At 70.9% G+C, this 26,022-nt stretch carries 26 protein-coding genes; 8 read left to right on the forward strand and 18 right to left on the reverse strand.

Annotation, left to right across the window (positions count from 1 at the left end):
* Nucleotides 1-65: 65 nt before the first annotated feature.
* Entirely contained in the window at nt 66-341 is a 276-nt protein-coding gene (locus tag AWC24_RS11135; RefSeq protein WP_085084858.1) for a DUF4229 domain-containing protein, read from the reverse strand.
* A 97-nt stretch (nt 342-438) separates the two neighbouring features.
* Here AWC24_RS11135 and AWC24_RS22465 point away from each other — a divergent pair, with 97 nt between their 5' ends.
* Nucleotides 439-588 carry a hypothetical protein gene (locus AWC24_RS22465; RefSeq protein ID WP_165757732.1) on the forward strand — a complete coding sequence of 50 codons (150 nt, stop codon included), beginning with the start codon at nt 439-441 and terminating at the stop codon, nt 586-588.
* An 8-nt stretch (nt 589-596) separates the two neighbouring features.
* Here AWC24_RS22465 and AWC24_RS11140 read toward each other — a convergent pair whose 3' ends face one another.
* From AWC24_RS11140 to hemL, 7 genes are all read right to left on the reverse strand, one after another.
* Complete coding sequence (locus AWC24_RS11140; RefSeq protein ID WP_407663476.1) at nt 597-1,943, reverse strand: nucleotide-binding protein; 1,347 nt, start codon at nt 1,941-1,943, stop codon at nt 597-599.
* 80 nt (nt 1,944-2,023) lie between these two features.
* The gene (gene ccsB / locus AWC24_RS11145; protein ID WP_085084862.1) at nt 2,024-3,001 is read right to left on the reverse strand and encodes a c-type cytochrome biogenesis protein CcsB; all 978 of its coding nucleotides are present in this window, start codon (nt 2,999-3,001) and stop codon (nt 2,024-2,026) included.
* Nucleotides 3,002-4,687: a cytochrome c biogenesis protein ResB gene (gene resB, locus AWC24_RS11150; protein ID WP_085084864.1), complete on the reverse strand. Its 1,686-nt coding sequence runs from the start codon at nt 4,685-4,687 to the stop codon at nt 3,002-3,004.
* The gene (locus AWC24_RS11155; RefSeq protein WP_085084866.1) at nt 4,687-5,475 is read right to left on the reverse strand and encodes a cytochrome c biogenesis CcdA family protein; all 789 of its coding nucleotides are present in this window, start codon (nt 5,473-5,475) and stop codon (nt 4,687-4,689) included. The genes resB and AWC24_RS11155 overlap by 1 nt, the downstream gene beginning before the upstream one ends.
* Nucleotides 5,472-6,089 carry a TlpA disulfide reductase family protein gene (locus tag AWC24_RS11160; protein ID WP_085084867.1) on the reverse strand — a complete coding sequence of 206 codons (618 nt, stop codon included), beginning with the start codon at nt 6,087-6,089 and terminating at the stop codon, nt 5,472-5,474. The genes AWC24_RS11155 and AWC24_RS11160 overlap by 4 nt, the downstream gene beginning before the upstream one ends.
* A gap of 2 nt (nt 6,090-6,091) precedes the next feature.
* Nucleotides 6,092-6,694, reverse strand: coding sequence for a histidine phosphatase family protein (locus AWC24_RS11165; protein ID WP_085084869.1), 603 nt, complete (start codon nt 6,692-6,694; stop codon nt 6,092-6,094).
* Nucleotides 6,694-8,034: a glutamate-1-semialdehyde 2,1-aminomutase gene (gene hemL, locus AWC24_RS11170; protein WP_085084871.1), complete on the reverse strand. Its 1,341-nt coding sequence runs from the start codon at nt 8,032-8,034 to the stop codon at nt 6,694-6,696. The genes AWC24_RS11165 and hemL overlap by 1 nt, the downstream gene beginning before the upstream one ends.
* Nucleotides 8,035-8,118: 84 nt before the next feature.
* Between hemL and AWC24_RS11175 the strand changes: the two genes are divergently transcribed.
* The gene (locus tag AWC24_RS11175; RefSeq protein WP_085084958.1) at nt 8,119-8,502 is read left to right on the forward strand and encodes a nitroreductase family deazaflavin-dependent oxidoreductase; all 384 of its coding nucleotides are present in this window, start codon (nt 8,119-8,121) and stop codon (nt 8,500-8,502) included.
* Nucleotides 8,503-8,504: 2 nt separating this feature from the next.
* A complete protein-coding gene (locus tag AWC24_RS11180) occupies nt 8,505-8,885 on the forward strand; it encodes a nitroreductase family deazaflavin-dependent oxidoreductase (RefSeq protein WP_085084873.1) in 381 nt (126 codons plus the stop codon).
* A 21-nt stretch (nt 8,886-8,906) separates the two neighbouring features.
* On the opposite strand, the gene AWC24_RS22470 is transcribed toward AWC24_RS11180, so the two are convergent.
* A complete protein-coding gene (locus tag AWC24_RS22470) occupies nt 8,907-10,475 on the reverse strand; it encodes a PGRS repeat-containing protein (RefSeq protein ID WP_163705433.1) in 1,569 nt (522 codons plus the stop codon).
* Between the two features lie 144 nt (nt 10,476-10,619).
* On the opposite strand from AWC24_RS22470, the gene AWC24_RS11190 reads away from it, so the two are divergent.
* Together AWC24_RS11190 and AWC24_RS11195 are read left to right on the forward strand one after the other, a co-directional pair.
* Nucleotides 10,620-11,825 (forward strand): JmjC domain-containing protein, encoded by a 1,206-nt coding sequence (locus AWC24_RS11190; protein WP_085084960.1) that lies wholly within the window; start codon nt 10,620-10,622, stop codon nt 11,823-11,825.
* 105 nt (nt 11,826-11,930) lie between these two features.
* Nucleotides 11,931-13,364 carry a PPE family protein gene (locus tag AWC24_RS11195; RefSeq protein WP_085084875.1) on the forward strand — a complete coding sequence of 478 codons (1,434 nt, stop codon included), beginning with the start codon at nt 11,931-11,933 and terminating at the stop codon, nt 13,362-13,364.
* Nucleotides 13,365-13,369: 5 nt separating this feature from the next.
* Here the strand turns inward: AWC24_RS11195 and AWC24_RS11200 are convergent, their stop codons facing one another.
* Nucleotides 13,370-14,761, reverse strand: coding sequence for a PPE family protein, SVP subgroup (locus AWC24_RS11200; RefSeq protein ID WP_085084877.1), 1,392 nt, complete (start codon nt 14,759-14,761; stop codon nt 13,370-13,372).
* A 167-nt stretch (nt 14,762-14,928) separates the two neighbouring features.
* Between AWC24_RS11200 and AWC24_RS11205 the strand changes: the two genes are divergently transcribed.
* The 3 genes from AWC24_RS11205 to AWC24_RS11215 are packed head-to-tail and all read left to right on the forward strand — an operon-like array spanning nt 14,929 to nt 17,843.
* A complete protein-coding gene (locus AWC24_RS11205) occupies nt 14,929-15,972 on the forward strand; it encodes an ABC transporter permease (RefSeq protein ID WP_085084962.1) in 1,044 nt (347 codons plus the stop codon).
* Nucleotides 15,973-15,975: 3 nt separating this feature from the next.
* Entirely contained in the window at nt 15,976-16,965 is a 990-nt protein-coding gene (locus AWC24_RS11210; protein WP_085084879.1) for an ABC transporter ATP-binding protein, read from the forward strand.
* 47 nt (nt 16,966-17,012) lie between these two features.
* A complete protein-coding gene (locus AWC24_RS11215) occupies nt 17,013-17,843 on the forward strand; it encodes an alpha/beta hydrolase (RefSeq protein ID WP_085084881.1) in 831 nt (276 codons plus the stop codon).
* A gap of 9 nt (nt 17,844-17,852) precedes the next feature.
* Here AWC24_RS11215 and AWC24_RS11220 read toward each other — a convergent pair whose 3' ends face one another.
* From AWC24_RS11220 to hemC, 8 genes are read right to left on the reverse strand one after another with little or no spacing between them, the layout of a single operon-like run.
* Nucleotides 17,853-19,937, reverse strand: a complete 2,085-nt coding sequence (locus tag AWC24_RS11220) for a heavy metal translocating P-type ATPase (protein WP_085084964.1) — start codon at nt 19,935-19,937, stop codon at nt 17,853-17,855.
* A 29-nt stretch (nt 19,938-19,966) separates the two neighbouring features.
* Nucleotides 19,967-20,257, reverse strand: a complete 291-nt coding sequence (locus AWC24_RS11225) for a hypothetical protein (protein WP_085084883.1) — start codon at nt 20,255-20,257, stop codon at nt 19,967-19,969.
* Nucleotides 20,251-20,817, reverse strand: a complete 567-nt coding sequence (gene mce1N / locus AWC24_RS11230; RefSeq protein ID WP_085084885.1) for a transport-regulating membrane protein Mce1N — start codon at nt 20,815-20,817, stop codon at nt 20,251-20,253. The genes AWC24_RS11225 and mce1N overlap by 7 nt, the downstream gene beginning before the upstream one ends.
* A 51-nt stretch (nt 20,818-20,868) precedes the next feature.
* A complete protein-coding gene (locus AWC24_RS11235; protein ID WP_085084966.1) occupies nt 20,869-21,870 on the reverse strand; it encodes a PHP domain-containing protein in 1,002 nt (333 codons plus the stop codon).
* 12 nt (nt 21,871-21,882) lie between these two features.
* Nucleotides 21,883-22,323 carry a hypothetical protein gene (locus AWC24_RS11240; protein ID WP_085084887.1) on the reverse strand — a complete coding sequence of 147 codons (441 nt, stop codon included), beginning with the start codon at nt 22,321-22,323 and terminating at the stop codon, nt 21,883-21,885.
* The gene (gene hemB, locus AWC24_RS11245; RefSeq protein WP_085084889.1) at nt 22,320-23,303 is read right to left on the reverse strand and encodes a porphobilinogen synthase; all 984 of its coding nucleotides are present in this window, start codon (nt 23,301-23,303) and stop codon (nt 22,320-22,322) included. Before hemB ends, AWC24_RS11240 begins: the two co-directional genes overlap by 4 nt.
* 25 nt (nt 23,304-23,328) lie before the next feature.
* Nucleotides 23,329-25,047, reverse strand: a complete 1,719-nt coding sequence (locus tag AWC24_RS11250; RefSeq protein ID WP_085084891.1) for a bifunctional uroporphyrinogen-III C-methyltransferase/uroporphyrinogen-III synthase — start codon at nt 25,045-25,047, stop codon at nt 23,329-23,331.
* A gap of 39 nt (nt 25,048-25,086) precedes the next feature.
* Nucleotides 25,087-26,022 (reverse strand): hydroxymethylbilane synthase, encoded by a 936-nt coding sequence (gene hemC, locus AWC24_RS11255; protein ID WP_085084893.1) that lies wholly within the window; start codon nt 26,020-26,022, stop codon nt 25,087-25,089.

The raw sequence follows: 26,022 nt of genomic DNA on the forward strand, positions 1-26,022 counted from the left end.
TGTAACAGGCAAAAGTGCGACCCATTACCAAGTGGTTAGTGCAACATCTGGGTCAGGGGGCAAGCTCACTCCCCGCGCAGCCGGGCCTGCAGTTCCGCACGGTCGCGCCGGCGCCGCTCGCCGGCCGCGGCCATGCTCTCGGTGGCGCGCCGGCGCAGCGGGGCGAAGATCCACATGCCCAACGGCAACGCGATGATCAGCGCCAACAGCATCGCCATGATCGGCGGGAAGTCGCTCACGCCGACCGCCCGCCCCAGCCCGTAGATCACCGCGCTCAGCGCCACCACCAGCGCCAACCGGGCAGCCGTGTACACCGCCACATCGATAACCGCACGGCCCATCCGGGCCCCACCCTCTGTCACGGTCACCAAGCCTACTGTCGGGTCAGCAAGGCTTCGGAGACGCTAACGGTATATTCGGCGCCAGGAGGTGTCACGAGTGCTCTACCTGCTCCTCATCCTGACCCTGGGGACACTGGTCTACCTCGGTCTGCGCGCCAGCCGTTCCCGGCCGAAGACGCGCGTCATCGGGCCGGACGACGACCCGGATTTCCTGTGGAAACTCAGCCAGGGCGATAACCAGCCGTAGCGCTCGCGCTACACGAAGTGCTGGTTGAACCGGTCGTCGCCCGGGAACGCCTCGGCGACCACGGCGGCCAGCTCGACCAGGGCTTCGCGCGTCTCGCGCTTGAGGCGCAGCATGTCGATCTCCGCGCCCTCCTCCAAGTGCGGGTCGAACGGCACCAACCGCACCGCGCGGCACCGCCGGGAGAAGTGGTCGACCACCTTCTGCATGTCGACCTTGCCTGACCGCGACCGCACGGCGTTGATGACCGCGATCGAGTTGCGCACCAGCTCCTCGTGACCGTGGGCGTCCAGCCAGTCCAGCGTCGCCGACGCACTGCGGGCGCCGTCGACCGAGCCGGAGCTGACCACGATCATGGTGTCGGCCTTGGACAGCACCGCCGACATGGCCGAGTGCATCAGGCCGGTGCCGCAGTCGGTGAGGACCAGGCTGTAAAACCGCTCCAGCACCTGCAGCGTGCGGGCGTAGTCCTCGGCGCTGAACGCCTCCGACACCGCCGGATCGGTCTCCGAGGCCAGCACCTCCAGCCGGCTGGGCCCCTGGTTGGTATAGCTGCGGACGTCGCTGTAGCGCTGGATGCCGTCGGCGTCGCGGAGCAGGTGGCGCACGGTGGCCGGGGTCTCCATCGGCACCTTCTGGCTCAGCGTGCCCCGGTCCGGATTGGCGTCCACGGCCACCACCCGATCGCCGCGGATGGAGGCGAAGGTGGCGCCCAGCGTCGCGGTGACCGTGGTCTTGCCGACGCCGCCCTTCAGCGACAGCACCGCGATCCGGTGACAGCCCTGCAGCGGCCGGTTGACCTGCACCACCAGGTCGTTGTAGCGAGCGGTCCGCGGGCTCTCCCCGACATTGATCAACTGTCCGGACAGCACATAGAGCAGCCGGCGCCAGCCCGACGTCGGCGGGGGCTTGACCTGCCGCAACAGTGAGGTGGTGGACAGATCCGAGAACGGCGCGATGGGCTCCGCCGGGCGATACGGGGCGCTTCCCGCACCGCCGGGACCACCGGGGCCGCCGGCCTGACCGCCGTAGTAGACCGGCGCCGGGTTCTCCATCGGCTGCGGCACCCAGGTCGCCGGGCCGGGGTTCCACTGTTGCTGGGCCTGGGTCTCGGTGGGCGCCGGCCACGGGTCAAGCGGCTCGGCGAACCGGCGTTCGGTGCGGAAGCCGCCGAAAGACCGGGTCTCGGACCCATCGGCGCCGGCGTCCCGGTGCTGCAACGATCCGGTGTCCGGATCACCGCCAGGGGCCTCGTCCGCCCCGGTGACCTGCTGATACGGCCGGAACTGGGTGGTCGGATGATCCGTCATCTCGTGGCCCTGGGTGGCGTCACCCGGTGCATGGTCGGACACTGATATCTCCCCCATCAGTTTGGGTCGCGTCGGTGGGCAGTAAGCGCAGGGTAGCGCAGGCGCCCTAACGCTTTCTGTCAGCAGCGTTAGCCGACTCCGGCATACGAGTGCAGTCCGACGGTCACCAGATTGACGAAGAACAGGTTGAAAATCATCGCCACGAAGCCGGCGACGTTGATCCAAGCCGCCTTGTAATCGCGCCACCCGGCCGTCGACCTGGCATGCAGGTAGGCGGCATAGATGATCCAGGCGACGAACGACACCGTCTCCTTGGGGTCCCAGCCCCAGTAGCGACCCCAGGCACCTTCGGCCCAGATTGCGCCGAAGATCACGCCGAAACCGAAGACCGGGAAGGCGAAGATCGTCGTCCGGTAGGCGATCCGGTCCAGGGTTTGCGCGTCCGGCAGCCGGCGCACCATCCGGGCCAGCGCACCGGGCGCGTCCGGGTCACTCAGCCGCGACGATCGCACCAGAAACAGCATGCTGGCCACCCCGGCCACCAGGAACACCCCGGAGCCGATGCTGACCACCGACACGTGGATCGGCAGCCAGTAGGACTGCAGCGCCGGCATCACCGGTGCGGCGGTGGCGTACAACCAGCGCCCGGAGATCGTCAGCAGGATCAGCACCGGCAGCAGCACGAACACCCACAGGCTGCGATATTGCGGCCGGCGCAACGCGACCGCGGCGGCCAGCAGACCGGCGAAGCAGGTCAGGTTGATGAACTCGTACATGTTGCCCCACGGCGGACGCAGCGTGGCGGCACCGCGGAACACGATGCAGGCCGCCAGCAGCACGATGCCCAGATAGACCAGGGCCAGCCCGGCCCGGCCCACCCGCTCGTCGAACGGCCGCCGCGGCGCGGCCAACACAACCCCGGGAGTGGCGCTGTCGGCGCTGACCTTGCCGGCCGACACCAGCTCGGCCCCGGCGGAGGTGCGGGCGCGGCTGTAGGCCAGTTCGACGGCCAGCAGCAGCAGCGCGATCACCAGCACGATCAGCGCCGAGGTGAACGCCCAGTCGGAGTAGCGCGCCAGCCCGGCATCGATATGAGTGCTATTCATCTAAACCTCCTTGCCGGTGTCCAACCCGGCCAGCAATCGAGTGGTCAACCGCTCGAACTCGTCACCCCAGCCGGAGTTGTCGGTGCGTGCCAGCCCGCCCAGCTCGACGTTTACCGTACCGACCTGCCCGCCGGGCGGCGGCGATGAGTGACCCGGGGGGGTCTGCTCCGGGGCGATCCGGATCCAGATCCGGCGGCGGCGCACCGCCAGTGAGACCACCAGGCCGGCCATCATCGTCATCGCGAACACCAGCACCCAGACATCGGCCGGGTCATGGGACACCTGGATGTTGACGAACGGCACCGCGCCGTCGAACCGCACCAGGGTGCCGTCGTCGAGGCGGATGGTTTCACCGGCCTTCAGGTTGGACCGGGCCACCTTGGTCATCCGGCCCTGGTGGATCAGCCGGGAGTCCAGCGTGAACAGTCCCTGCGGACGGCCGGTGTCCAGGCCGGTGTCACCGCGGTAGACGTCGATGGCCACCGCGGGATCGTGCAGCGCCGGGAACGCCGACGACAGCAGCTTGTTGTCGAGTTCCTCGGTCGGCGCGAACAGCCCCTGGATCCCGATCTGGTGTTTGCGCCGCTCGCCCGGATCGGGATAGGTCCCGGCGGGCGGGTCGAAGCGCATGGCGCCGGACGACAGCAGGGTCAGCGGGTTGTCGGGGCGGAACTGCACCGTCTGGGTGCGGGTCTGCCCGTCGGGGAAGGTCACGGTGAAAGTGGGCGCATAGCCGTGGCCCTGCAGGTAGGCGCGCACCCCGCCGACCCGCAGCGGGTGGTTGACCTCCAGCAGGTAGGGGCGCCAGTGGTCGGTGCTCAGATCGTCGCCGGCCTGGTAGTCGATGTGCGCGATATAGGCGGTGGCCAGCCCGGAATCCAGATAGTTGGCCTGGAAGTCGTGGACCCGGATGCAGATCGGGTGCAGTCCGGTGCCATCGACGGTGGTGCCCGCACGGAACGAATCGAACGCCGCGGGTGACGCCGAACAGAACCCGGGACCGCCGTCGGCGATGACCATCACGTTGCCCTCGTAGCCGAACAACCGGCCGGCCGCGACCGAGGCCAGCAGACCCAGCAGCGCGAAATGGAAGGCGAGATTGCCGAACTCGCGCAGATAGCCCTTCTCCGCGGAGATCTCGACGGTGCCGTCTTGCGACCGGGTGGTGCGCCGCCAGCCCCGCAACCGCCCGGCCAGCTCGGCGCCGAGCTCGTCGGGATCGCCGGCCAGCTGCGCCGCGGCGTGCTTGGGAAGCCGGGCCAGGTTGCGCGGCGCGGCGACCGGGGTGGCGCCTAGATTGCGAAGATGCTCAAGGGTCCGCGGGGTCAGGCAGCCGATCAACGAGATGCACAGCAGCACGTAGATGGCGGTGAACCAGAAACTGGCAAAGACGTCAAAGGCCTGGAGGCGATCCAACAACGGCCCCAGCACCGGGTGCAGCGCCAGATACTCGTCGACCTTGGCGGCGTTGAGGTTTCGTTGCGGCAGCAGCGCCCCGGGGATGGCGGCCAGCGCGAGGAGGAACAGCAGCACCAGCGCGGTGCCCATCGATGTGAGCGCCCGCCAGGTGTTGCGTATCAGCGCGAACAGACGCGAAAGCCCCTTGAACCGAGCCGTTTTGGGGGCTTCGGTGTCTGCTCGCGGGGGTGATGTGGTGGTTCCCGCCGGTGGGGGTGGAGTGGCCATCAGATCGGCAGCCTGACATCGGAGACCAGCCCGTCACGCACCGCGGCCACGAAGTGGCCCCAGGCGCCGGTGACCAACGCCAACCCGACCGCGATCAACAGCACCCCGCCCAGAATCTGGATGGTCCGGGTGTGCCGGCGCAGCCAGCCCAGTCCGGCCACCGCGCTGGCCGACCCGAAGGCCAGCGCCACGAACGGAATGCCCAACCCCAGGCAGTAGGCGATCACCAGCACCACCCCGCGGGCCACCCCCGAACCGTCGGTGGCCGAGGCGACCGCGATCACCCCGGTCAGGGTCGGCCCCAGACACGGTGTCCAGCCCAGCGCGAAGACCGCTCCCAGCAGCGGCGCGCCCAGCACCGTCGACAACTGCCGCGGGTTGAAGCGGACCTGGCGTTGCAGCGCCGGGACGAAGCCGACGAACACCAGTCCCATCGCAATCGTCACCACACCGCCGATCCGCTCCAGCAGCACCTGGTTGCTGATCAACGTGGTGGTCATGCCGAGCACCGCGATCGAGCCCAGCAGGAAGACCGCGGTGAACCCGGCGACGAACAGCGCCGCCGACCCCGCGACGCGCCACCTCGCCGCCGGTGGGGCTTTCAGCGTGCCCGCGTCGGATTGTTCTGCTCGCTCGTCGATGCCCACCACCGCCGCCAGGTAGGACAGATAGCCCGGCACCAGCGGCACCACGCACGGCGAGGCGAACGACACCAGCCCGGCCAGCGCCGACACCGCGACGGCCGCCAGCAGCGGACCGGAGGTGGCGAGCGCGGTGAGGCTGCTCACTGCGGCGCCTCGGCGGTTTCAACGCTTTCAACGCTTTCTGAGACCAGCCGCCGGATCACCGGCTGCAGATCCTCGGCGAGCACCTCACGCAGGAACACCGCCGCCACCCGGTGCTGCCGGTCGAGCACCATGGTCGCCGGGATCACCGACGACGGAAACCGGCCGCCGAACGCGATCATGGTGCGCATCGCCGGGTCGTAGATCGACGGATAGGTCACCTTGCGGTCGGTGATGAAATCCCGGGGCGCCTGCGGTTCCAGGTCGCGGACGTCGATACCCAGGAACGCCACCCCTTGCGAGCGGGTGTCGTCGTAAACCTTTTGCAGCTGGGAGATCTCGGTGCGACAAGGACCGCACCACTGCCCCCACACGTTGAGCACCACGACCTTGCCGGCGAAGTCGGCGACGCCGATGGTGCGCGACGGGTCCATTAGGTCGGGCCCGGAGATCGGGCCGGGCTTACCACGGTCCTCCGGCGGGTCGTAGAAGATGTCGGTCTTGCCGCCGGGCGAGACGAACTCGAAGGTGCCGCCGTGCGTCACCGCGTCGTCACCGGTCGAGCAGCCCGAGACCAGGGCGGCCGCCACCACCCCGGCGATCAGCACCGCCCGCATCGTCAGCCGCCGGACGGGACACGGTAGTCGACGTCGACCAGCCGATCACCGTCATAGATCAGCGTGGTCACCGAACCCACGTCGCACTGGCGCCGGCGCGGGTCGTGCCAGAGCCGGTTGCCGGTCAGGTACTGCCGCACCGTCCACACCGGCAGCTGGTGGCTGACGCACACCACCTCGTGACCGGCGGCGCGGGACCGGGCCTTGTCCACTGCGGTGGCCATCCGCGCGGCGATCTCGGCATACCGTTCGCCCCACGTCGGGGTGAGCGGGTTGCGCAGGTGCCACCAGTACCGCGGGTTGCGCCAGGCGCCGTCACCGGGTGAGACCCGCTTGCCCTCGAAGACGTTGGTCGACTCGATCAGGTCATCGTCGGTGTCGACCGGCAGATCGTGGCGGGCGGCGATCGGCGCCGCGGTCTCCTGGGCGCGCTGCAGCGGCGAGGCGATCACCGCGACGATGTCGCGATCCGCCAGCATGTCGGCGGCGGCGACGGCCTGGGCCCGGCCGGTGTCGGACAGCCGGAAACCCGGGATACGGCCGTAGAGGATGCGGTCGGGATTGTGGACCTCGCCGTGGCGGATCAGGTGTACGCGGGTCTGCATCAGGGATTCGGCTCCGGGGTGGCGGTGCGGGCGGCTTGCGCCGCCCCGGGTAGCGCGTCGGCGATCCGCTCGAACGCCTCATCGGTGAGCGCAGCCGAGACGAACCAGGCCTCGAAGGCACTGCAGGGCGGGTAGACGCCTGCATCGAGCAACGCGTGGAAGAACGGCGGGAACCGCCAGGTCTCGCTGGCCTTGGCCGCGGCGAAGTCGGTGATCGGCTGCTCGGCGAAGAACACGCTGAACATGTTGCCGGCCCGCGGAATCTGATGCGGCACACCGGCATCGGTCAACGCTTCCGACAGCATCGCGCTGAGCCGGTCGGCGTTCTCGTCGAGCGCGGCGTAGACGTCGGCGTCGGCGGCACGCAGCGTGGCCAGCCCGGCGGCGGTGGCCACCGGGTTCCCCGACAGCGTGCCGGCCTGGTAGACCGGCCCCAGCGGCGCCAGCTTGTCCATCACCTCGGCCCGGCCGCCGAACGCCGCGGCAGGCAGCCCGCCGCTGATCACCTTGCCGAAGGTGAACAGGTCGGCATCCACCGGATCGAGGCCACCTTCTCCACACCAGCCACTGGCGCTGACCCGGAAGCCGGTCATCACCTCGTCGACGATGAACAACGCCCCGTGTTCCCGCGCGATCGCCTGCAGTTCGGCGTTGAAGCCGGGCGCCGGCGGCACCACGCCCATGTTGCCGGGGCTGGCCTCGGTGATGACCGCGGCGAGCTGATCGCCGAACTCGGCGAAGGCTGCCCGGACCGCCGGGAGGTCGTTGTAGGGCAACACGATCGTGTCCGCCGCGGTGGCGCCGGTGACGCCCGGCGACGACGGCAGGCCCAGGGTGGCCACCCCGGAGCCGGCGTCGGCCAGCAGCGCGTCGACGTGGCCGTGGTAGCAGCCGGAGAACTTGATCACCTTGGCCCGGCCGGTGAAGCCGCGGGCCAGGCGCAACGCGCTCATGGTGGCCTCGGTGCCGGAATTGACCAGCCGGATCTTGCTCACCGCGGGCACCCGGGCGATGATCTCGGCGGCCAACTCGGTCTCGGTGCGCGTCGGCGCCCCGAACGACAGGCCGCCGGTGGCGGCCGCGCGGACCGCGTCGACGACCGCCGGGTGGGCATGGCCGAGGATCATCGGACCCCAGGAGCAGACCAGGTCGACGTAGCGGTTGCCGTCGACGTCGGTGAGCCAGCAGCCCTCGCCGCGCTCGATGAACCGCGGGGTGCCGCCGACGGCGGCGAAAGCGCGGACGGGTGAGTTCACCCCGCCCGGGGTGACCGCGCAGGCCTGCTCGAACAGCCGCGCGGATGCCGCCGTGACATGATCCGCACTAACCACGACGACCAGTGTCCCAGCTCGCGCGGCTCAACCGACTACAGGGTGTAGTTGACGGGGGTTGAGCTGATCCTGGGCTCGGGGTTGGATGGCTACATGCAACTACCGCAACGGCTGGCCCGGTTCAACCGGCATGTGACCAACCCGATCCAGCGGATGTGGGCCGGATGGGCGCCTTCATTCGGAATCCTCGAGCACGTCGGCAGACGCTCCGGCAAGCCCTACCGCACCCCGCTGAGCGTATTCAGCACGGATGACGGAGTGGCAATCCTGCTCACCTACGGCCCGGACCGGGACTGGTTGAAGAACATCACCGCCGTCGGGGGCGGCAAAATGCGGCGGCACGGCAAGACGTTCGCGGTCAGCGACCCGCGGGTGGTCACCAAAGCCGAGGCGGCGCAGCACGTGCGCGGCCGGGCCCAAGCGGTCTTCGCGCGGCTGCCGTTTGAACAGGCGGTGCTGCTGACCAGGCAGGACTGAGGATGCAGTTCTCCGAGCGTCGCGCCCGGTTCAACCGGGTGGTCACCAATCCGCTGCTGCGCCCGCTCTCCGGCTGGGTGCCGATGTGGTCGATCATCGAACACACCGGCCGTCGCTCCGGCACGACCTACCGCACCCCGGTTTCGATGTTCCACACCGCGGACGGCGTCGCCGTGCTGCTGCCGTACGGGACCGACCGGGACTGGGTGAAGAACCTGCGGACCACCAACGGCGGCCTGGCCAAGATGAGCGGCAAGACCTTTGCGGTCACCAACCCGCGGGTGGTGCCGACCACCGAAGCGGCCGGGCTGCTCAAGACGCCCTGGCGCCAGTTGCTCGGCCGGGCCGGGGTGGCCCACTCGCTGCTGCTGGATCGCGCCTGACGACATAGCCCCCGGGCGCGCCTACCCCGTCTCCGTGCCGGGTGCGCCCGGCTGCCCCGGGCTTCCGTCCGGGTTGCCGGCGCCACCCGCACCGGCGGCCCCCGCCGCCCCGGCCTCGACCCCGTCACCGCCGTCGCCGCCGTCACCGCCGCCCCCACCCGGGCCGACCGATCCGCCGGCAGCCGGCGCGCCACCGGCACCGCCGGTGCCCCCGGCGCCGCCGGCAGTCGCGGCGGCGCCGCTACCGGCATCACCGCCGTTTCCGCCGAGGCCCCCGGTACCGCCGTCGGGATGATCGGCCGTACCGGCACCGCCGACCCCACCGGTGCCACCCTTGCCGCCGGCGCCGCTCTCGCCGGCGTACGGGTGGCCGAGCATGCCGACGGCGCCGTCACCACCGTCGCCGCCGTTACCGGCGGTTGCGGACCATGAGCCGGCCGCACCGCCGTTTCCACCGGCGCCGGCCGCCCGACCGTGGCTGGGGACACCTCCGTAGCCGCCGGCGCCCCCGTCGCCACCATGGCCGCCGTTGCCGCCGTCACCGTCCGGCGAACCGGCCAGGCCCTCGCCGCCGGTACCACCCGGGGCGCTGAACCCGCCCGGCCCGGCGTTGCCCATGAACGTCAGGTCTCCGGCGTTGCCGGCCGCGCCGCCGTCCCCGCCGTTGCCGCCGCTGGGATGATCCTCGGTGCCGGCGCCGCCGTTGCCGCCGTATCCGCCGGAACCGCCCGGGCCACCGAAGCCGGCCACCCCGTTGCCGCCGTCCCCGGCGTTGCCGCCGTTGCCGCCGTCACCGCCGCCGTTGCCCCAGCCACCGTCGCCGCCGTCCCCGCCACGACCACCCGCGCCGAACAGCGAGATGGCGTCCCCACCGAGCCCGCCGTCACCACCGTCACCGGCGGTGCCGGTGATGCTGTCCAAACCGTCACCGCCCCAGCCGCCTTCGCCGCCGTTGCCCAGCAGCCAGCCGCCGATGCCGCCGTCGCCACCGTCGCCGCCGGCGCCGCCGTCACCACCCCAGCCGCCGTTGCCGATCATCTTGGCGTCGCCGCCGTCGCCGCCGGTCACCCCCGCGGCGATGTTCTCGTCGGTGCCCGCGCCGTAGCCGTTGCCGCCGTCGCCGAACAGCCAGCCGCCGTCGCCGCCGTCGGGGTGGTCGACGGTTCCGTCGACGCCGTCGCAGATCAGTCCGCATGCCCCGTCAAAAGCGAAGAGCGGGTTGATGATCGGGTCGATCAGGGCGCCCGGGCCCATCATCCACAAGGTGCCCAGGTCGTGGATGGTGGCGTAAAGCTGGTTCTGGACCAGCCCGGCGAAAACGACCTCCACGACCGATGTCCAGGTATAGAGGTCGGTGCCCACCTGGCCGAGATCCAGTGCGTCCGCCCCAGCCGGACCCGGGTCGGCCGCGGCGACGGCGTCGGGGTCGCCGAAGAACTGGTCGAACGAGAACAGGTCATCGAAGTCGGCGCGTGCCGGCGCGGTGGTGACCGGGCCCAGCCCGAGCGTGAGGAATGTCGCCGCCGACGTTGCCGCGCCCAGGGCACGGACGGGGCGATGGTTGCGGTGCACAGTGTGGCGGCCGGACATCCACCGAACTTATCCAGCCGAATGTGTATTCCACAACTACGGATGTTGAACCTGGGAAACAACTGCATGTGCGGATCTTCGCGCAAATGGCATCCGCACCTGCCAATGGCAACCGAGCTGCCCGCCGGGGTGTATTTTGTGCCGATGTCGGACGGTGATGGCTCCCTCGATCTGGCGTCCGCACTCGCCTGGCTGCTCGCGCCGGTGCCGGTGCCGACGTTCCTCGACGAACTGTGGGGTGCGGCGCCGCACCACATCCGCCGGGACCGCCGCGACTACTTCGAGGCGCTGGCCGGGCCGTCCTGGGTCGGGCAATTGCTGGCGGCGCTGCGCACCGAACCGGCCGCGGTGCGGCTGGTACGCGGGGCCGATCATCTGGTCCCGGAGTGCTGCGCCGACGGCAGCCTGGACCTGGCCCGGGTCCAGGCCGCCCTGGACAGCGGCTACACGATCATCTGCAACAACATCGAGAAATACCTGCGCCCGATGTCGGCGCTGACCCACGGTGTCGAGGTCGAGCTGAACTTCCCGACCCACGTCAACGCCTACATCACGCCGCCGGACGCAACCGGATTCCTGCCGCACTACGACCACCACGACGTGCTGGTGCTGCAGATCCAGGGGGCCAAGACCTGGTACTTCTACGGCGACGAGCCGATAGCGCCGCAGCTGATGCAGCGACTGCACGAGGTGGACCCGGCCGGGCTGCCCGAGCCGACCAGCCTGCACCTGACCGCCGGTGACACCCTGTATCTGCCCCGGGGCCTGGTGCATTCGGCCGCGACGACCTCGGAGCCGTCGGTGCATCTGACGGTGGGCCTGCACGTGCCGACGGTGCTCACGCTGTTGACCCACACGCTGCACCTGTTGAGCCTGCGCGACGATGTCGTGCACACCCGGCTGCCCGCCCGGCATCTGGACGACCCGCGGGTGCAAGCCGGCCTGGGCCCGCTGATCCAGGACGCGCTCGCCGCCGTCGCAACCCCCGGCGCGCTGGCGGAGGGCCTCGGCGCCATGCAGGATTTCCTGCTGCGGCGCGCCCGCTGCCCGGTCGTCGGTCAGGTCAGCGACACCGCGGGGATCGACGCCGAAACACTGGTGCGCAAGCAGCAACCGCTGTATTCCCGGGTGACCACGTCGGGCGACGGGGTGGGCCTGCAGTTCGCCCAGCTGATCGTCAGCGCCCGCTCCGACCATGAAGCCGCGATGCGGTTCGTGTCGGCCCGCACCGAGCCGTTCCGAGTGGGCGAGCTACCGGGGCTGACCGCGGTTCAACAGGTCGAGTTGGCCCGCAGCCTGATCATGAGCGGGTTCCTGGTGCGGCCGACCGGCGATGATGCCGCCCCTTGAAATACGGGGATTATCCGCTGCTTGCTCCGCATTCACAGCAAGAATCCAGCCATCGATCTGGATTTGAGGATAGGATTCTGCCGTCCGGCACGGCGAAAGGCGGGCATGACGGAGCCGATCTGGATGGCGTCGCCACCGGAGGTGTACTCGGCGTTGCTGAACAGCGGTCCGGGCGCGGGCCCACTGCTGGCAGCCGCCGGCATGTGGACTGCGCTGAGCACCGAATACCGCGAGGTGGCCCACGAACTGTCCACGATGCTGTCCGCGGTGCAAGCCGGGTCCTGGCAAGGCCCCAGCGCGGAATCGTATGTGGCGGCGAATGTTCCGTATCTGGCGTGGCTGACACAGGCCAGCGCCGACAGCATGGCGCTGGCCGCCCGGCACCAGACCGCCGCCACCGCCTACACCTCGGCGCTGGCCACGATGCCCACGCTGGCCGAACTGGCCGCCAATCACACCATTCACGCGGTGCTGTTGGCGACGAACTTCTTCGGGGTCAACGCGATCCCGATCGCCGCCAACGAGGCCGACTACACCCGGATGTGGGTGCAGGCGGCCACCACGATGTCGACGTATCAGACGGTGGCCGGCGCGGCGGTGGCATCGTCCCCGGTGGCCGCGACGGCGCCGGCGGTGCTCAACCCCGATACCCCGGTGCACCGCGACCACCACCACCGCAACGACCAGGCGCCCACCCAGGACTTCGGCAACATCTACCAGGAGAGCTGGTGGACGACCCGGATCGCGGAGATCAACGAGGCCATTCAGTCCGACCTGGCCGGCAACAATCCGCTCGCCAGCCTCATCAGTGACCCGGTGCTGATGACGATCGCCCCGCATTACGCCGGCGAGATCGTGCTCGGGATGGCGCCGACCGTGACGGCGCTGACCGAGACCATGCTCGCACTGGTGGCACCCGCGTCACCGCTGGCCGGCCTCGCCGGGGTCGCCGGTCTGGTTGGATTGCCGGGCGCCCAGGTCTCCGCCGAACCGGCACCGCCTGCCCCGACACCACCGCTGCCGGCGGCGGCCGCCGCGCCGGCAGGTGTGGCCGTTCCGCCGGCCGCTGCCCCGGCGGCGCCCCCGGCCATGGCCCCACCCACCTCGGCGCCGGCCGCGTCCGCCGGTGGCGTCCCGGTGCTGCCGCCGCCGGTCACCGGAGCAGAAGCGGCGGCGCTGCCCTACCTGGTCGGCGGCGGACCGTCGCTCGGAGCTGCCACGAAGATGCGCGTCGCCGCACCCGCGGCGGCGCAACGGTCCGGTGCGCCCGCGGCCGCCGCGGCGAGCACCGCGGCGGCCGGCCAGGCGCGGCGGCGCCGGCAGCGCGAGGCGCTCACGGATCCGGGCAACCGGTACGAATACCTCGACCCGGCCGCCGGAACCGCGCAATCGGCCAGCGGCGCGGGCCGGGTCGGATTCGCGGGCACCCTCGAGCACGAGACAGGTTCTGCGGTAACGGGATTGACCACCCTGACCGACAGTACCGCGGGCCCGGCGGTGCCGATGCTGCCGCACACCTGGGAAGGACCCGGCGGCTGAACCGGTCAGCGGCCCAGCAGCCGCATCTTCTGCTCGTTGTACTCGTCGTTGGTGATCAACCCGCGGTCGCGTAGCTCGGCGAACTCGCGGATCTCGGCGGCAATACCCATCGCCGTCGGCCCGGGGCCGCTCTCGGCGTCACCGGAAGCAGCGGGCGTGGCACTGGCCGCGGGCTGCGGCATCTCGACTTTCGGCGCCGGATCCGCGCCGCCGCGCCCGCGACTGACCGAACCGGCCAGGGCGCTACCGCCCATGCCCGCGAGCGCCATCTGACTGAAGGCACTGCCGGCACCTGCGAGCGACCCGGCCGGTGCGGCGCCCACACCCGGGCCGGCCAGCGGCGTCGTGTAAGACAGTGTCTTGATCTCCGGGGCATTGGCGGCCCAGCTGATCGGCACCGACAGTTTCCCCGCCGAGATCGCCTCTCCCATGCTGGCCGACATCGCCGACGCCGTCGACGCCCCCGACGACAGGGCACCCCCGATGAAACCGCCCGGCCGCGACGGGGTCAACGGCGAGAACAGGTCGATGGCGTGCAGGATCTCGTATTCCACCTGCTCCAGCCGATCCTGCTCGTTGAGGATCTCCCGGGTGCTGGCGTCCGCCGAGGACCAGGCCCCGGCCGCCAGTGCCAGCGCGACCGCCGACACCGCGTTCAGCCCGAAGAGGTCGGTGATACTCGGGAACGAGATCAGGTCCTCGATGCCCTGGGCCGCCCCGGGCACGGTCGCCAGCCCCGCCTGCACCATGGAGCTGTCCGGCGAGGCGAAGATACCCGAGGCCAATTCCCCCAGCAGCGACTGGACATTCGACGACGCCGAGGTGGCTTCAGCCGAGCCGGTCGCCGCAGTCTGACTGAGCTGCCCAACCGGATTGCTGACCTGCGGTGGCTGCTGGAAGGGCGTCAGTCCAGTCGCGGCGGCCGACGCCGCGGCGTAGGAGTACATCGCGGCGGCGTCCTGCGCCCACATCTCGCCGTACGCAGCCTCGTTGGCGGCGATCGCCGCGGTGTTGGTGCCCAGCACATTGCTGGCGATCAGCACCAGCAGCTGCGCCCGGTTCGCGGCGACCACCGTGGGCGGCACCGTCGCACTGAACGCCGCTTCATAGGCCGCGGCCGCGGCGTTCGCCTGCGCCGTGGTGTGGTCGACCTGCGCGGCGGTGGCGGCCATCCAGCTCGCATACCGCGCCGCGGCCTGCGTCAGCGCCACCGACGCCGGGCCCCGCCAGAGCTGACCGGTCAGCTCGGCGATCACCGACTCATAGGATGTGACCGCCGCGTGCAGCTCCGCGGACAAGGCGCCCCAGGCGGCGGCCGCGGCCCGCATCGGTGTGGAGCCCGGACCGGTATAGATGCGCAGCGAGTTGACCTCCGGCGGCAGGGCAGCGTAATTCATCACTGACCCCCTCCCTGGGCACGTACCGACGTAAACCGGCGTGAGTGTATTTGTAGCCGAAAAGCTCCCGGCGGGCCGGGGATTGTGGATATGCGGAGGCAGGGCTGCGGCCACCTCGCCGCGATGCCGGTCACAGCCGCACGCTGCGATAACATGCGCGCGTGCGGATGCTGATCACTGCGTTGCGCGACCTGCAGTGGCGGCTGCGCCGATTCATCGTCGCCGCCGTCGGCACCGCGATGGTGTTCGCCCTGACCCTGGTGCTGGCCGGACTGACCCATGGTTTCCGGGTCGAGGCCGAACACGTCGTCGACTCGCTGGGCATCGACAGCTACCTGATCCAGACGGCCGCGGTCGGCCCGTTCATGGGCTCGTCGCGGTTCCCGCAACAGGAGGCCGGGGATGTCGCCGCGATCTCCGGTGTCGAGGCGGCGCTGCCGGTGGTCTACGGCAACACCATCCTGCAGGACGGGGAGGCGCCGCTGAACGTGAACGTCTACGGCGTGCCCAAGGCCGCGATGCCGCCAATCACCTCGGGACGCGCACCGACCGAGCCCAACGAGGTCGCGATGTCCGCCACGCTGAAACGCGCCGTCGGCGACGACATCGAACTGGGTGCGGGCAAGCTGCGGATCGTCGGGTTGGTGGGGAAATCGACGACGCTGGCCGGGCAGCCCAACGCCTTCCTGACCGTGGCGGGCGCACAGCGGCTGATGTACTCCGGGCAGCCGGTGGCCTCGGCGATCGGCCTGCGGGGCACTCCCGCGAAGGTGCCGGAGGGCTACCGGGTGGTGGACCGGGCCGCCGCCGTCGATGACATGGTGCGCCCGCTGGCCGGGGCGCAGATGGCGCTGTCGTACATGTCGGTGCTGCTGTGGGGTGTCGCCGCGCTGATCGTGGGCTCGCTGATCTATCTGTCGGCGCTGGAGCGCACCCGCGACTTCGCGGTGTTCAAGGCGCTGGGTGTGACCACCGCGATGGTGCTGGCCGGACTGGCGCTGCAGGCGGTGGCCGTCGCGGTGGCCGCGGCGGTGCTCGGCGGGGCGCTGGCGATGGCGATCGGTCCGCTGTTCCCGATGCTGGTGGCGGTGACCGCCTCGTCGTTCGCGCTGCTGATGCTGACCGCGGTGGGCATCGGGTTGCTGGCCAGCCTGGCCGGCCTGCGGCACGCGGTGGCCGTCGACCCCGTGCTGGCGTTCGGGGGGCCGTGAGCCATGGGAGACCTGCGGATCAGCGACCTGGTCATCGAATACGGCACCGGCAGCGGCGAACCGATCCGGCCGATCCACGGCCTGAGCTTGGAGATACCGGCCGGATCGCTGGTGGTCGTGCTGGGGCCCAGCGGCTGCGGCAAGACCACCCTGCTGTCGTGTCTGGGCGGCATCCTCAGCCCGACCAGCGGACAGATCCGGTTCGGCGCCACCGAGGTCACCGCGCTGAGCCGCCGGGAGATCACCTCCTACCGGCGCCGCACCGTGGGCATCGTGTTCCAGGCGTTCAACCTGGTGCCGAGCCTGACCGCGCTGGAGAACGTGATGGTGCCGATGTGGGCGGCGGGGTGGACGCAGTGGTCGGCCACCGAACGCGCCCGCGACCTGCTCACCCGTGTCGGCCTGGCCGACCGGACCCACCACCGGCCCGGCCAGCTCAGCGGCGGTCAGCAGCAGCGCGTGGCGGTGGCGCGCGCCCTGGCGCTGGACCCGCCGCTGATCCTGGCCGACGAACCCACCGCGCAACTGGACTTCGTCCGGGCCGGCGAGGTCGTGCAACTGCTGCGGGTGCTCGCCGCCGGTGACCGCGTGGTGGTGGTGGCCACCCACGACACCCGGATCGTGCCGCTGGCCGACATCGTCATCCAGTTGTCGCCCACCGCGACGCCGGCGCGCGCCCAGCAGGCCCCGGTCCGGCTGGGCCCCGGCGCAGTGCTGCTGGAACAGGGCACCGTGGAGGACCTGATCTACGTCGTCACCGAGGGCGAGGTGGAGATCGCCCCGGAGACCTCCGGGACCGGCGGCGGCCTGCTCAAGATCGGCAAACCGGACAACTACGCCGGCCAACTCGGGCCGATGGTCCGTATCCCCCGCTCAGCGACGGTCCGCGCGCCGCGCGAGGCGACCGTGGTGAGCTACACCGTCGAGGCGTTCCGCCAACAGTTCGGCCAGCCGCCGACGCCCGACGTTCCTAACGAACCCGTATCAACCTGATCGGTGGCGCGGCGTGCCTGACCAACCGCGACGCGGGCCAGGAAATAATGACCGTCATGGCTGATGTGACCCGCCGGGCTGCGTTGCGCCTTGGGGTCGGTGCCGCGGGGGCAGCGGGCTTGTTCGGCGTGGGTGTGGGGCGGTCGCCGGCCGCGTCGCGGGCCACCGGGAACGCCTACCCCACCCGCGAATCCGGGTCGTTCGTGTCGGCGGCCCGCGGCGGGGTGGAGACCAACTGGATCATCGCCCGCCCGCCCGGGCAGACCGCGCCGCTGCGCCCGGTGATCGCGCTGCACTGCAAGGACGAAGACGCCGCCTGGGTGATGGATCTCGGTGTCGAGGAAGAGCTGGCGAAGCTGACCGCATCGGGTCGGTCGCCGTTCGCCGTGGTGGCCGTGGACGGCGGCAACAGCTACTGGCGACCGCACGGCTCCGGCGAGGACCCCGGGGCGATGGTGTTGGGCGAGCTGATCCCGATGCTGGCCGACAAGGGCATCGACACCTCGCGGGTCGGGTTCATGGGCTGGTCGATGGGCGGCTACGGCGCGATGCTGCTGGCTACCCGCCTCGGCCCGGCGCGGACCGCCGGGATCTGCGCGATCAGCCCGGCCATCTACATGACCTACTTCGGCGCGCCGGCCGGGGCGTTCGACAGTGTCGACGACTGGCGGACGAACTCGGCCTTCGGCCTGGTGCCGCAGCTGGCCCACATTCCGCTGCGGGTCGACTGCGGCACGTCGGACAGCTTCTACTACGCGACCAGGAGCTTCGTCGGCCAGCTGAATCCGCCGCCGGCGGGCGGATTCTCACCGGGCGGGCATGACGTGTCCTACTGGCGGGCGCAACTGCCGGCCCAGTTGGCTTGGCTGGGCTCGTGACGGCCGGGACTACCGCGCGAAACGCCGCAACCGCAGGCTGTTCGTCACCACCAGCACCGACGATGCCGCCATCGCCGCACCGGCGATCATCGGGTTGAGCAACCCCGCCGCCGCCAGCGGAATCGCGGCGACGTTGTAACCGAACGCCCAGACCAGGTTCTGGCGGATGATGCGCAGCGTGCGCGCCGAGAGCCGCAGCGCGGTCGGGACGGTGGCCAGGTCACCGCGGACCAGGGTCAGATCCCCGGCCTCGATGGCGGCGTCGGTGCCGGTGCCCATCGCCATCCCGATATCCGCGGTGGCCAGCGCGACCGAGTCGTTGACGCCGTCGCCGATCATCGCCACCCGCCGGCCCTGCGCCTGCAGCTTCTTGACGGCGTCGGCCTTGTCGGTGGGCAGCACGTTCGCGATGACATCGGCCGGGTCGATCCCCACCTCACCGGCGACCTTGCGTGCTACGGCCGCGCCGTCGCCGGTGAGCAGCATCGGGGTGATGCCCATGGCCTTGAGCTCGTCCATCGCCGCGGCGCTGCTCGATCGCACGGTGTCGGTCAAGGTGATGGTCCCCCGGGTCCGGTCGTCCCAGCAGACCTCGACGGCGGTCCCGGTCTCGTGGGCGGCCGCCGATCGGGTGACCTCGACGCGCACCCCGTCGACCACCCCGCTCACCCCGTGCCCGGGCCGGCTGGCGAACTCGCTCACCCGGCCGATCGGCAGCCCGGCCGCTTTGGCCCCGGCCACGATCGCCGCGGCGATCGGATGCTCGGATCCGGACTCGACGGCGGCGGCGCGCGCCAGCACGACGTCGGGGTTCTCGCCGCGGTCGACCGCGAGGCCGCCGACGGTCATCACACCGGTGGTGACCGTTCCGGTCTTGTCGAATACCACGGTGTCGATGTCCTTGACGGCCTCGAGGACCTGCGGGTTTTTGATCAGGATGCCCAACTGCGCGCCGCGGCCGGTGCCGACCAGGATGGCGGTCGGGGTGGCCAGCCCGAGCGCGCACGGGCAGGCGATGATCAGCACCGCCACCGCCGCGGTGAACGCCGCCGCGCTCGCTTGCCCGGCCACCAGCCACCCGGCGAGGGTGAGCGCGGCGATCACCAGCACCACCGGCACGAACACCGCCGACACCCGGTCGGCCAGCCGCTGAATCGACGCCTTGCCGGCCTGGGCGTCGGTGACCAGCTTGGCCATCCGGGCCAGCTGGGTGTCGGCGCCCACCTTGGTGGCGCGCACCAGCACCAGCCCGGTGGTGTTGAGTGACCCGCCCAGTACCGGGTCGCCCTCGGCGACGTCGACCGGAAGTGACTCACCGGTCATCGCCGAGGTGTCCAGCGCGGTGGCGCCGTCGATGACGACGCCGTCGGTGGCGATGCGCTCGCCCGGCCGGACCACGACGACGTCACCCACCCGCAGCTCGGCGATCGGCACCCGGGTCTCCGTCAGGCCGGCGTCGGGACTGCGCCGCATCACCGCGGCGTCCTTGGCGCCGAGTTCCAGCAGTTCACGCAGGGCCGCGCCCGCCGAACGTTTGGCGTGCGACTCCGCGTAGCGGCCGGCCAGCAGGAAGACGGTCACCACCGCCGCCACCTCGAAATACAGGTGGCCGGCCCCGGTGATGACCGCGACCGCCGACCACAAGAAGGCCGCCACGGTGCCCAACGACACCAGGGTGTCCATGGTGGCGGCGCCATGGGCGGCGTTGCGCAGCGCGGCACGGTGGAACGGGTAGCCGCCCCACACCACGATCGGGGCCGTCAGTGCGAACACCACCCAGCCCCAGCCGCTGAACTGCCAGGCCGGCACCATCGACAGCGCCCCCACGGGGGCGGCCAGCAGCGCCGAACCGATCAGCCGGGGACGCAGTTGCCCGGCCAGCACGTCAGCGTGTTCGGCCGGGTGCTCGTGCGCCGCGCCGAGCACCGCGGCCTGGTAGCCGGCCGATTCCACGGCCCGCAGCAGGTCATCGGCGGAGACGGTGTCGGCATGCTCGACATGGGCGCGCTCAACCGCCAGGTTCACCGTGGCGTGCACCCCGTCGAGCGCGTTCAGGCCGCGCTCCACCCGCGCCGCGCACGACGCACAGGTCATTCCGCGCAGTTCCAGATCGGTGGTGGTGATCACCCCGCCGATGATACCCCCGCGGGGTATATGGGCCCCGATCGCCGGAGCGCCCGGCGCAGCCGCGCCGTACCGATCACCGCCAGCACGCCGGCCGCCGTCGCCAACACCAGCGCCAACAGCAACAGCCGCGGGTGGTAGGACACCGAGGTCGTGGCCGGTTCACCGTCGATCACCGGCGCGACCAGGACCAGGTAGCGCACGTGCAACCAGCTCACCGCGCAGCCCACCGCGGCGGCACCGGCCAGGGTGAGCTCGACGCACGCCCGGACGACCGGAGTCCTCACCATGAGGATTCTTCGGCATCGTCGTCGACGTCGGGCCCGATGTCGCGCTCCACGAGTTCGGGCGCCGGAATCGCCTCGGGGAGCAACTCGGTCAGCGCGGCCCGCAGCCTGCGGTGATCCCGTGCCCAGGCCTGAACCGTGCGCCGCCCGATCAGCCGCAGGCCGATGCCCGTCCGGCGGCGGGGCACCCCGCTCAACTCGCCCAGCGCCCGCGCCCCCTGCCACTTCTCCGGTTCGGCCTTGCCCCAGCCGGTCGGCCGCTTGGCCTCGGGGTAGATCATCACGATCTCGGCGATCCGCAGTATTTCGGTGCCCTGCCGCAGGCTGTCGCGGGTGAGTTCGACCGAGGTGTGGATCCGCGCCGCCTTCACCTGAATGGCGAGCATGCCCGAGACCAGCGCCATCATGACGGCCGGGATCAGCGGCTGGAACTCGCCGCCGCCGGAGTTCTGGATCAGCAGCAACAAGCCGCCGGCGACCGGCCCGAACAGCACCCAATACCAGCTGGCACCGCATTCGAAGAACAGCGGTGCGGACGGTGCCGTCGGCTCGGGTTCAGACATGTCGGGTCAGCCTAACGCGGCGCTGAGCCGCCCGGTACGCGACCAGAACTCTCACGCCGCCCAGGCCAGCAACTCCTCGACCGGCCAGCTGTTGACGATCCGCTCAATCGCAATCTCGGCGTCAAGCGCACGCTGGGCGCCGAAGCCGAGGAAGTCGAGCTGGCCGGGGGCATGTGCGTCGGTGTCGATGCTGAACAGACACCCCAACTCGTGCGCGAGATGCAGCAGTCGGGTTGGTGGGTCGCGTCGTTCCGGGCGGCAGTTGATCTCCACTGCGGTGTTGTGCTCGCGGCAGGCGGTGAACACCGCCTCGGCATCGAACTGCGACTCCGGCCGTCGGCCGCGCCCACCGGTCACCAGCCGCCCGGTGCAGTGCCCCAGCACGTTGACCCGCGGATTACAGACCGCGCGCACCATCCGCCGCGTCATCGCAGCCCGCTCCATCGCCAGCTTGGAGTGCACGCTGGCGACCACGATGTCGAGTCGCTCCAGTAACTCGGGCTCCTGATCCAGGCTGCCGTCGTCGAGGATGTCGACCTCGATGCCGGTCAGGATCCGCAGCGGCGCAAAGCGCTCCCGCAGCCCGTCGATCACCTCGAGTTGGTGGCGTAGCCGCTGCGGTGAGAGCCCGTTGGCGATGGTCAGCCGCGGCGAATGATCGGTCAGCGCGCAGTAGTCATGCCCCAGCGCCACCGCGGTGGTCATCATCTCCTCGATCGGCGCTGAGCCGTCCGACCAGTCCGAATGCAGATGCAGGTCCCCGCGCAACGCCGCACGCAACACCCCACCACCCAGATCCCCCGCCTCGTCGCGCAACCGCACCAGGGTGTCGGGCTGCCCACCCGCCCAGGCCTGCGCAATCACCGCGGCGGTCTTCGGTCCGATGCCCGGCAGGGACTGCCAACTCTCGGCCACACCATGACGGCGCCGCTCGTCGTCGCCCAGGGCCTCGATGACGTCGGCGGCGCGGCGGTAGGCCATCACCCGACGCGGGTCCTCGCGGGCCCGGTCCTTGTAGAACGCGATCTGGCGCAGTGCCTCCACCGGATCCATCACCCCAGTCTGCTACCGGGTCAGGTATTCCTGGGCGTCGGAGCGGTGCAGCAGGAAGGTTCCGGCGGCGATCAGCACCGATCCGACGATGCCGGTGACCGCGACGGTCACCGCGACCGCCGGCCTCGGATCGGGGTGTGACAGCCCGCTCAACGCGTACGCCACCGACGCGACCGCCCCGCCGGTCAACACGGTGCGGGCCCACCGGTACCCGGAGCGCATCAGCACCAGGAAGGTCGCCACCACCACGACCATCACCAGCGCGCTCAGCCCGATGATCGGGTAGGTCACCGGCAGCTCGGCGAGTTCCGGGGCAACCAGCAGGCTCACCACGTATCCGGTCGTCATCAACGGCAGGGCGGCCAGCCACAGCCAGAAGCCGGTGTCGACATCGGCCGGCCGGGCGGGCCGGGTCGCCGCCGGTGGCTGCGACCCGGCATCCCGGCCCGTCATGCCAGCCAGCCGGCCGCGTCGGCCGCCCAGTAGCTCAGCACGATGTCGGCGCCGGCGCGCCGGATGCCGATCAACGACTCGAGCGCGGCGGCCCGCCCGTCGATCCAGCCGTTGGCGCCGGCGGCGGCGATCATCGCGTACTCTCCGGACACCTGATAGGCGGCGACCGGGACCGGCGACAGATCCGCCGCAGCCGCGATCACGTCCAAATAGCTCATGGCGGGTTTGACCATGACGATGTCGGCGCCCTCGGCGAGGTCGAGGGCCACCTCGCGCAGTGCCTCCCGGGCATTGCCCGGCTCCTGCTGGTAGCTGCGGCGGTCGCCTTGCAGACCGGAGGCGACTGCGTCGCGGAACGGGCCGTAGAACGCCGACGCGAACTTCGCCGCGTAGGCCAGGATCACCACATCGCTGTGCCCGGCGGCGTCGAGTCCGTCGCGAATGGCGGCGACCTGGCCGTCCATCATCCCGCTGGGACTCACCACGTGCGCACCGGAATCCGCTTGTGCCACCGCCAGCTCCACGTAGCGATCCACGGTCGCGTCGTTGTCGACCCGGCCGCGGTCGTCGAGCACCCCGCAGTGGCCGTGATCGGTGAACTCGTCCAGGCAGGTGTCGGCCATCAGCACGGTGGCGTCCCCGAGATCAGCGGCCAGCTCCCGCAACGCGATGTTGAGGATCCCGTCGCGGTCGATGCCCGCAGCGCCGGTGCTGTCCTTGTCCGCCTCGACCGGAACGCCGAACAGCATCAGGCCGCCCACCCCGGCGGTCACCGCGTCGGCGGCCGCGGCGCGCAGCGAATCGCGGGTGTGCTGAAACACACCGGGCATAGAAGGGATGGGGCGAGCGTCCGTTATGCCGTCGGCGACGAACATCGGCAGCACCAGATGCCGCGGCTCCAAAGAGGTTTCGGCCACCAGGCGGCGCAGCGCCGGGGTGGACCGCAGCCGACGGGGACGTTGGCGAGGAAATGCCGTCATCGGGCCGCCGCGCTCGCCGTCACCGTTAGCGCCTGCGGCTCTTCTTACGCGGCGGCGGCAGGGCGCCCTCGGCACGCAACCGGGCGGCGTGTTCGGCCAGCGCGTCGACCAGCGGACCGACCGCGGCCGTCTCGGGCTGCACGTCGACCCGCAACCCGAATTCCGCTGCGGTCTCGGCGGTCTTGGGGCCGATGCAGGCCACGATCGTCCGGGTGTGCGGCTTGCCGGCGATGCCGACCAGGTTGCGCACCGTGGAACTCGACGTGAAGCACACCGCGTCGAATCCGCCGGTCTTGATCATCTCGCGGATGGTCGCCGGTGGCGGTGCGGCCCGCACCGTGCGGTAGGCGGTGACGTCCTCGATCTCCCAGCCCCGCTCGCGCAGCCCCTCGGCCAACGTCTCGGTGGCGATGTCGGCGCGCGGCAGCAGCACCCGGTTCACCGGATCGAAAACGTCGTCGTAGGGCGGGAATTCGTCGAGCAGGCCCAGCGAGGACTGCTCCCCGGCGGGAACCAGCTCGGGACTGATCCCGAACGCCCGGACCCGCTCGGCGGTCGCTTCGCCGACACAGGCGATCTTCACCCCGGAGAACGCCCGGGCGTCCAGGCCGAACTCACCGAACTTCTCCCACACCGCGCGCACCGCGTTGGTCGAGGTGAACACCACCCACTGGTAGCGGCCGTCGACCAAACCCTTGACGGCCCTTTCCATCTGGGCGGGGCTACGCGGCGGCTCCACGGCGATGGTGGGCACCTCGACCGGCGAGGCGCCGTGCCCGACCAGCTTGTCGCTCATCTCGCCGGCCTGATCCTTGGTGCGCGGCACCAGCACCGTCCATCCGTACAACGCGCGGCTCTCCCACCAGTTCAGCTTGGCGCGGTTGTTCACCGTCTTGCCGATGGTCACCACCAGCGGACCGGCCGGGGTCTCCTGACCGTTGGGCAGGATGACCGGGTCGATGCTGGCCAGCGCCGCCGGGTCGGTCAGCCCCTGCAGGCTGGCCTCCACCGAGCGCTGCGCGCAGGTGGTGCCCGAGGTGGTGACCACGCACGGGGTGCCGTCCGCGAGGCCGTATTCGATCAGGGTGCGGGCCGCCTCCGGCAGATGCGAGGTGGTGGCCTGCAGGATCAGCGGGCCCGGGGCCGCAGCCAGGGCCGCCCAGTCGACCTGCGGGTCGCGGACGTCGGCGACGGTGTGCGACGAGCCGAGCGGCAGCCCGGCGTAGGTGGGCACCGCGCTGGTGGCGGGCAGTCCCGGCACGATCTCGAACTGCACGGTGGTGCGGGCCACCGCGTTGACCTCGGTGATGACGGAGTCGACGGACAGCGGGTCGCCGGCCACCAGACGCACCACGTCGGCGCCGGAGCGCGCCTCGGCGGTCAGGATCTTGGCAACCTCGGCCGGTTCGCCCAGCGCGGGACGGATGTCGGGCCCGCCCGGGACGGTCGCGGCGCCCCCGTCGGCAGCGCCGGTGTCGTCGGCGCCGTCGGTGCCTTCCGGGGCCCCGCCGGTCTTGTCCGCCTTGGGGTCCGGCGGCACCGGCCCGGCCATCGGGGGCAGATCCGTGCCGACCAGCCCCAGTACCGCCTCGGGCACGTCGGGGTCGACGAACACCAGCGCAGCGTTCGTCAGCGCCGTCCGCGCCCGCGCCGTCAGCAGGCCCGGGTCGCCAGGACCCGAACCGACGAACACAATGCGGCCCGGCTTGGGCTTCTGCCCTCGCACGCTCACTTGGCGAGCCATTCCCTACTCCCAGTCACTTCAGCCCGAACGCGGCTGTCTTCACCGCGCGTCCGCCATGAGCTCGCGCGCACCCAGCTCGAACAGCTCCGCTGCGACCGACACACCCAATTCCCGGGCTCGGTCCGGACTGCCGATGCCGGACGCGCGGATCACGTCGGATCCGTCCAGCGCCGCCACGCAACTGCGCAGCGACAGCTCTTCGAAGACCCGGCCGTCCTCATCGATCGACTCGACCACCTCGGCGATCGCGCCAACCGGTGCGGAACAACCCGCCTCCAGTTCGGCGAGCAGGGTCCGCTCCGCGGTAACCGCCTGGCGGGTGTCGGTGTCATCCAACTCCGCCAGCACCGCCGCCAGCGCGGTATCGCCGGCGCGGCACTCCACTGCGAGTGCACCTTGGGCCGGAGCCGGCAACATCTGCACCGGTTCCAGCGTCTCGGTGATCGCATCGAGGCGTCCGATACGGGCCAAACCCGCCCGGGCTACCACGATGGCGTCGAGTTCTCCGCTGCTTACCCTGTTCAACCTGGTATCTAGGTTGCCTCGTAGGGGGCGAATTTCCAAACCGAGACCCAGTGCTCTAAGCTGTGCGGCCCGTCGCGGCGACGAAGTGCCCACCACGGCGCCCGCCGGCAACTCCCCCAACACCAATCCGTCGCGCGCCACCAGCGCGTCCCGGGCGTCCTCGCGTGCCGGAACCGCGGGCAGCAGAAACCGCGGGTCATCGGCGGTGGGCAGGTCCTTGTGCGAGTGCACCGCGGCGTCGACCCGGCCGTCGAGAATGGCCTCACGCAGGGCGGCGGTGAACACCCCCACCCCCAGATCGGCGATCGGTCCCGACGAGCGATCCCCGATGGTGCTGATCATGACCAGTTCCGCGGGGTGCCCGGCGGCCACCAGAGCGTCACGAACGGTCCCGGCCTGGGTGGTGGCCAGCAAGCTGGCCCGGGTACCGATACGGATGAGTTCTCCCAA

This window comes from Mycolicibacter senuensis, assembly GCF_002101885.1.
Taxonomy (GTDB): Bacteria; Actinomycetota; Actinomycetes; order Mycobacteriales; family Mycobacteriaceae; genus Mycobacterium; species Mycobacterium senuense.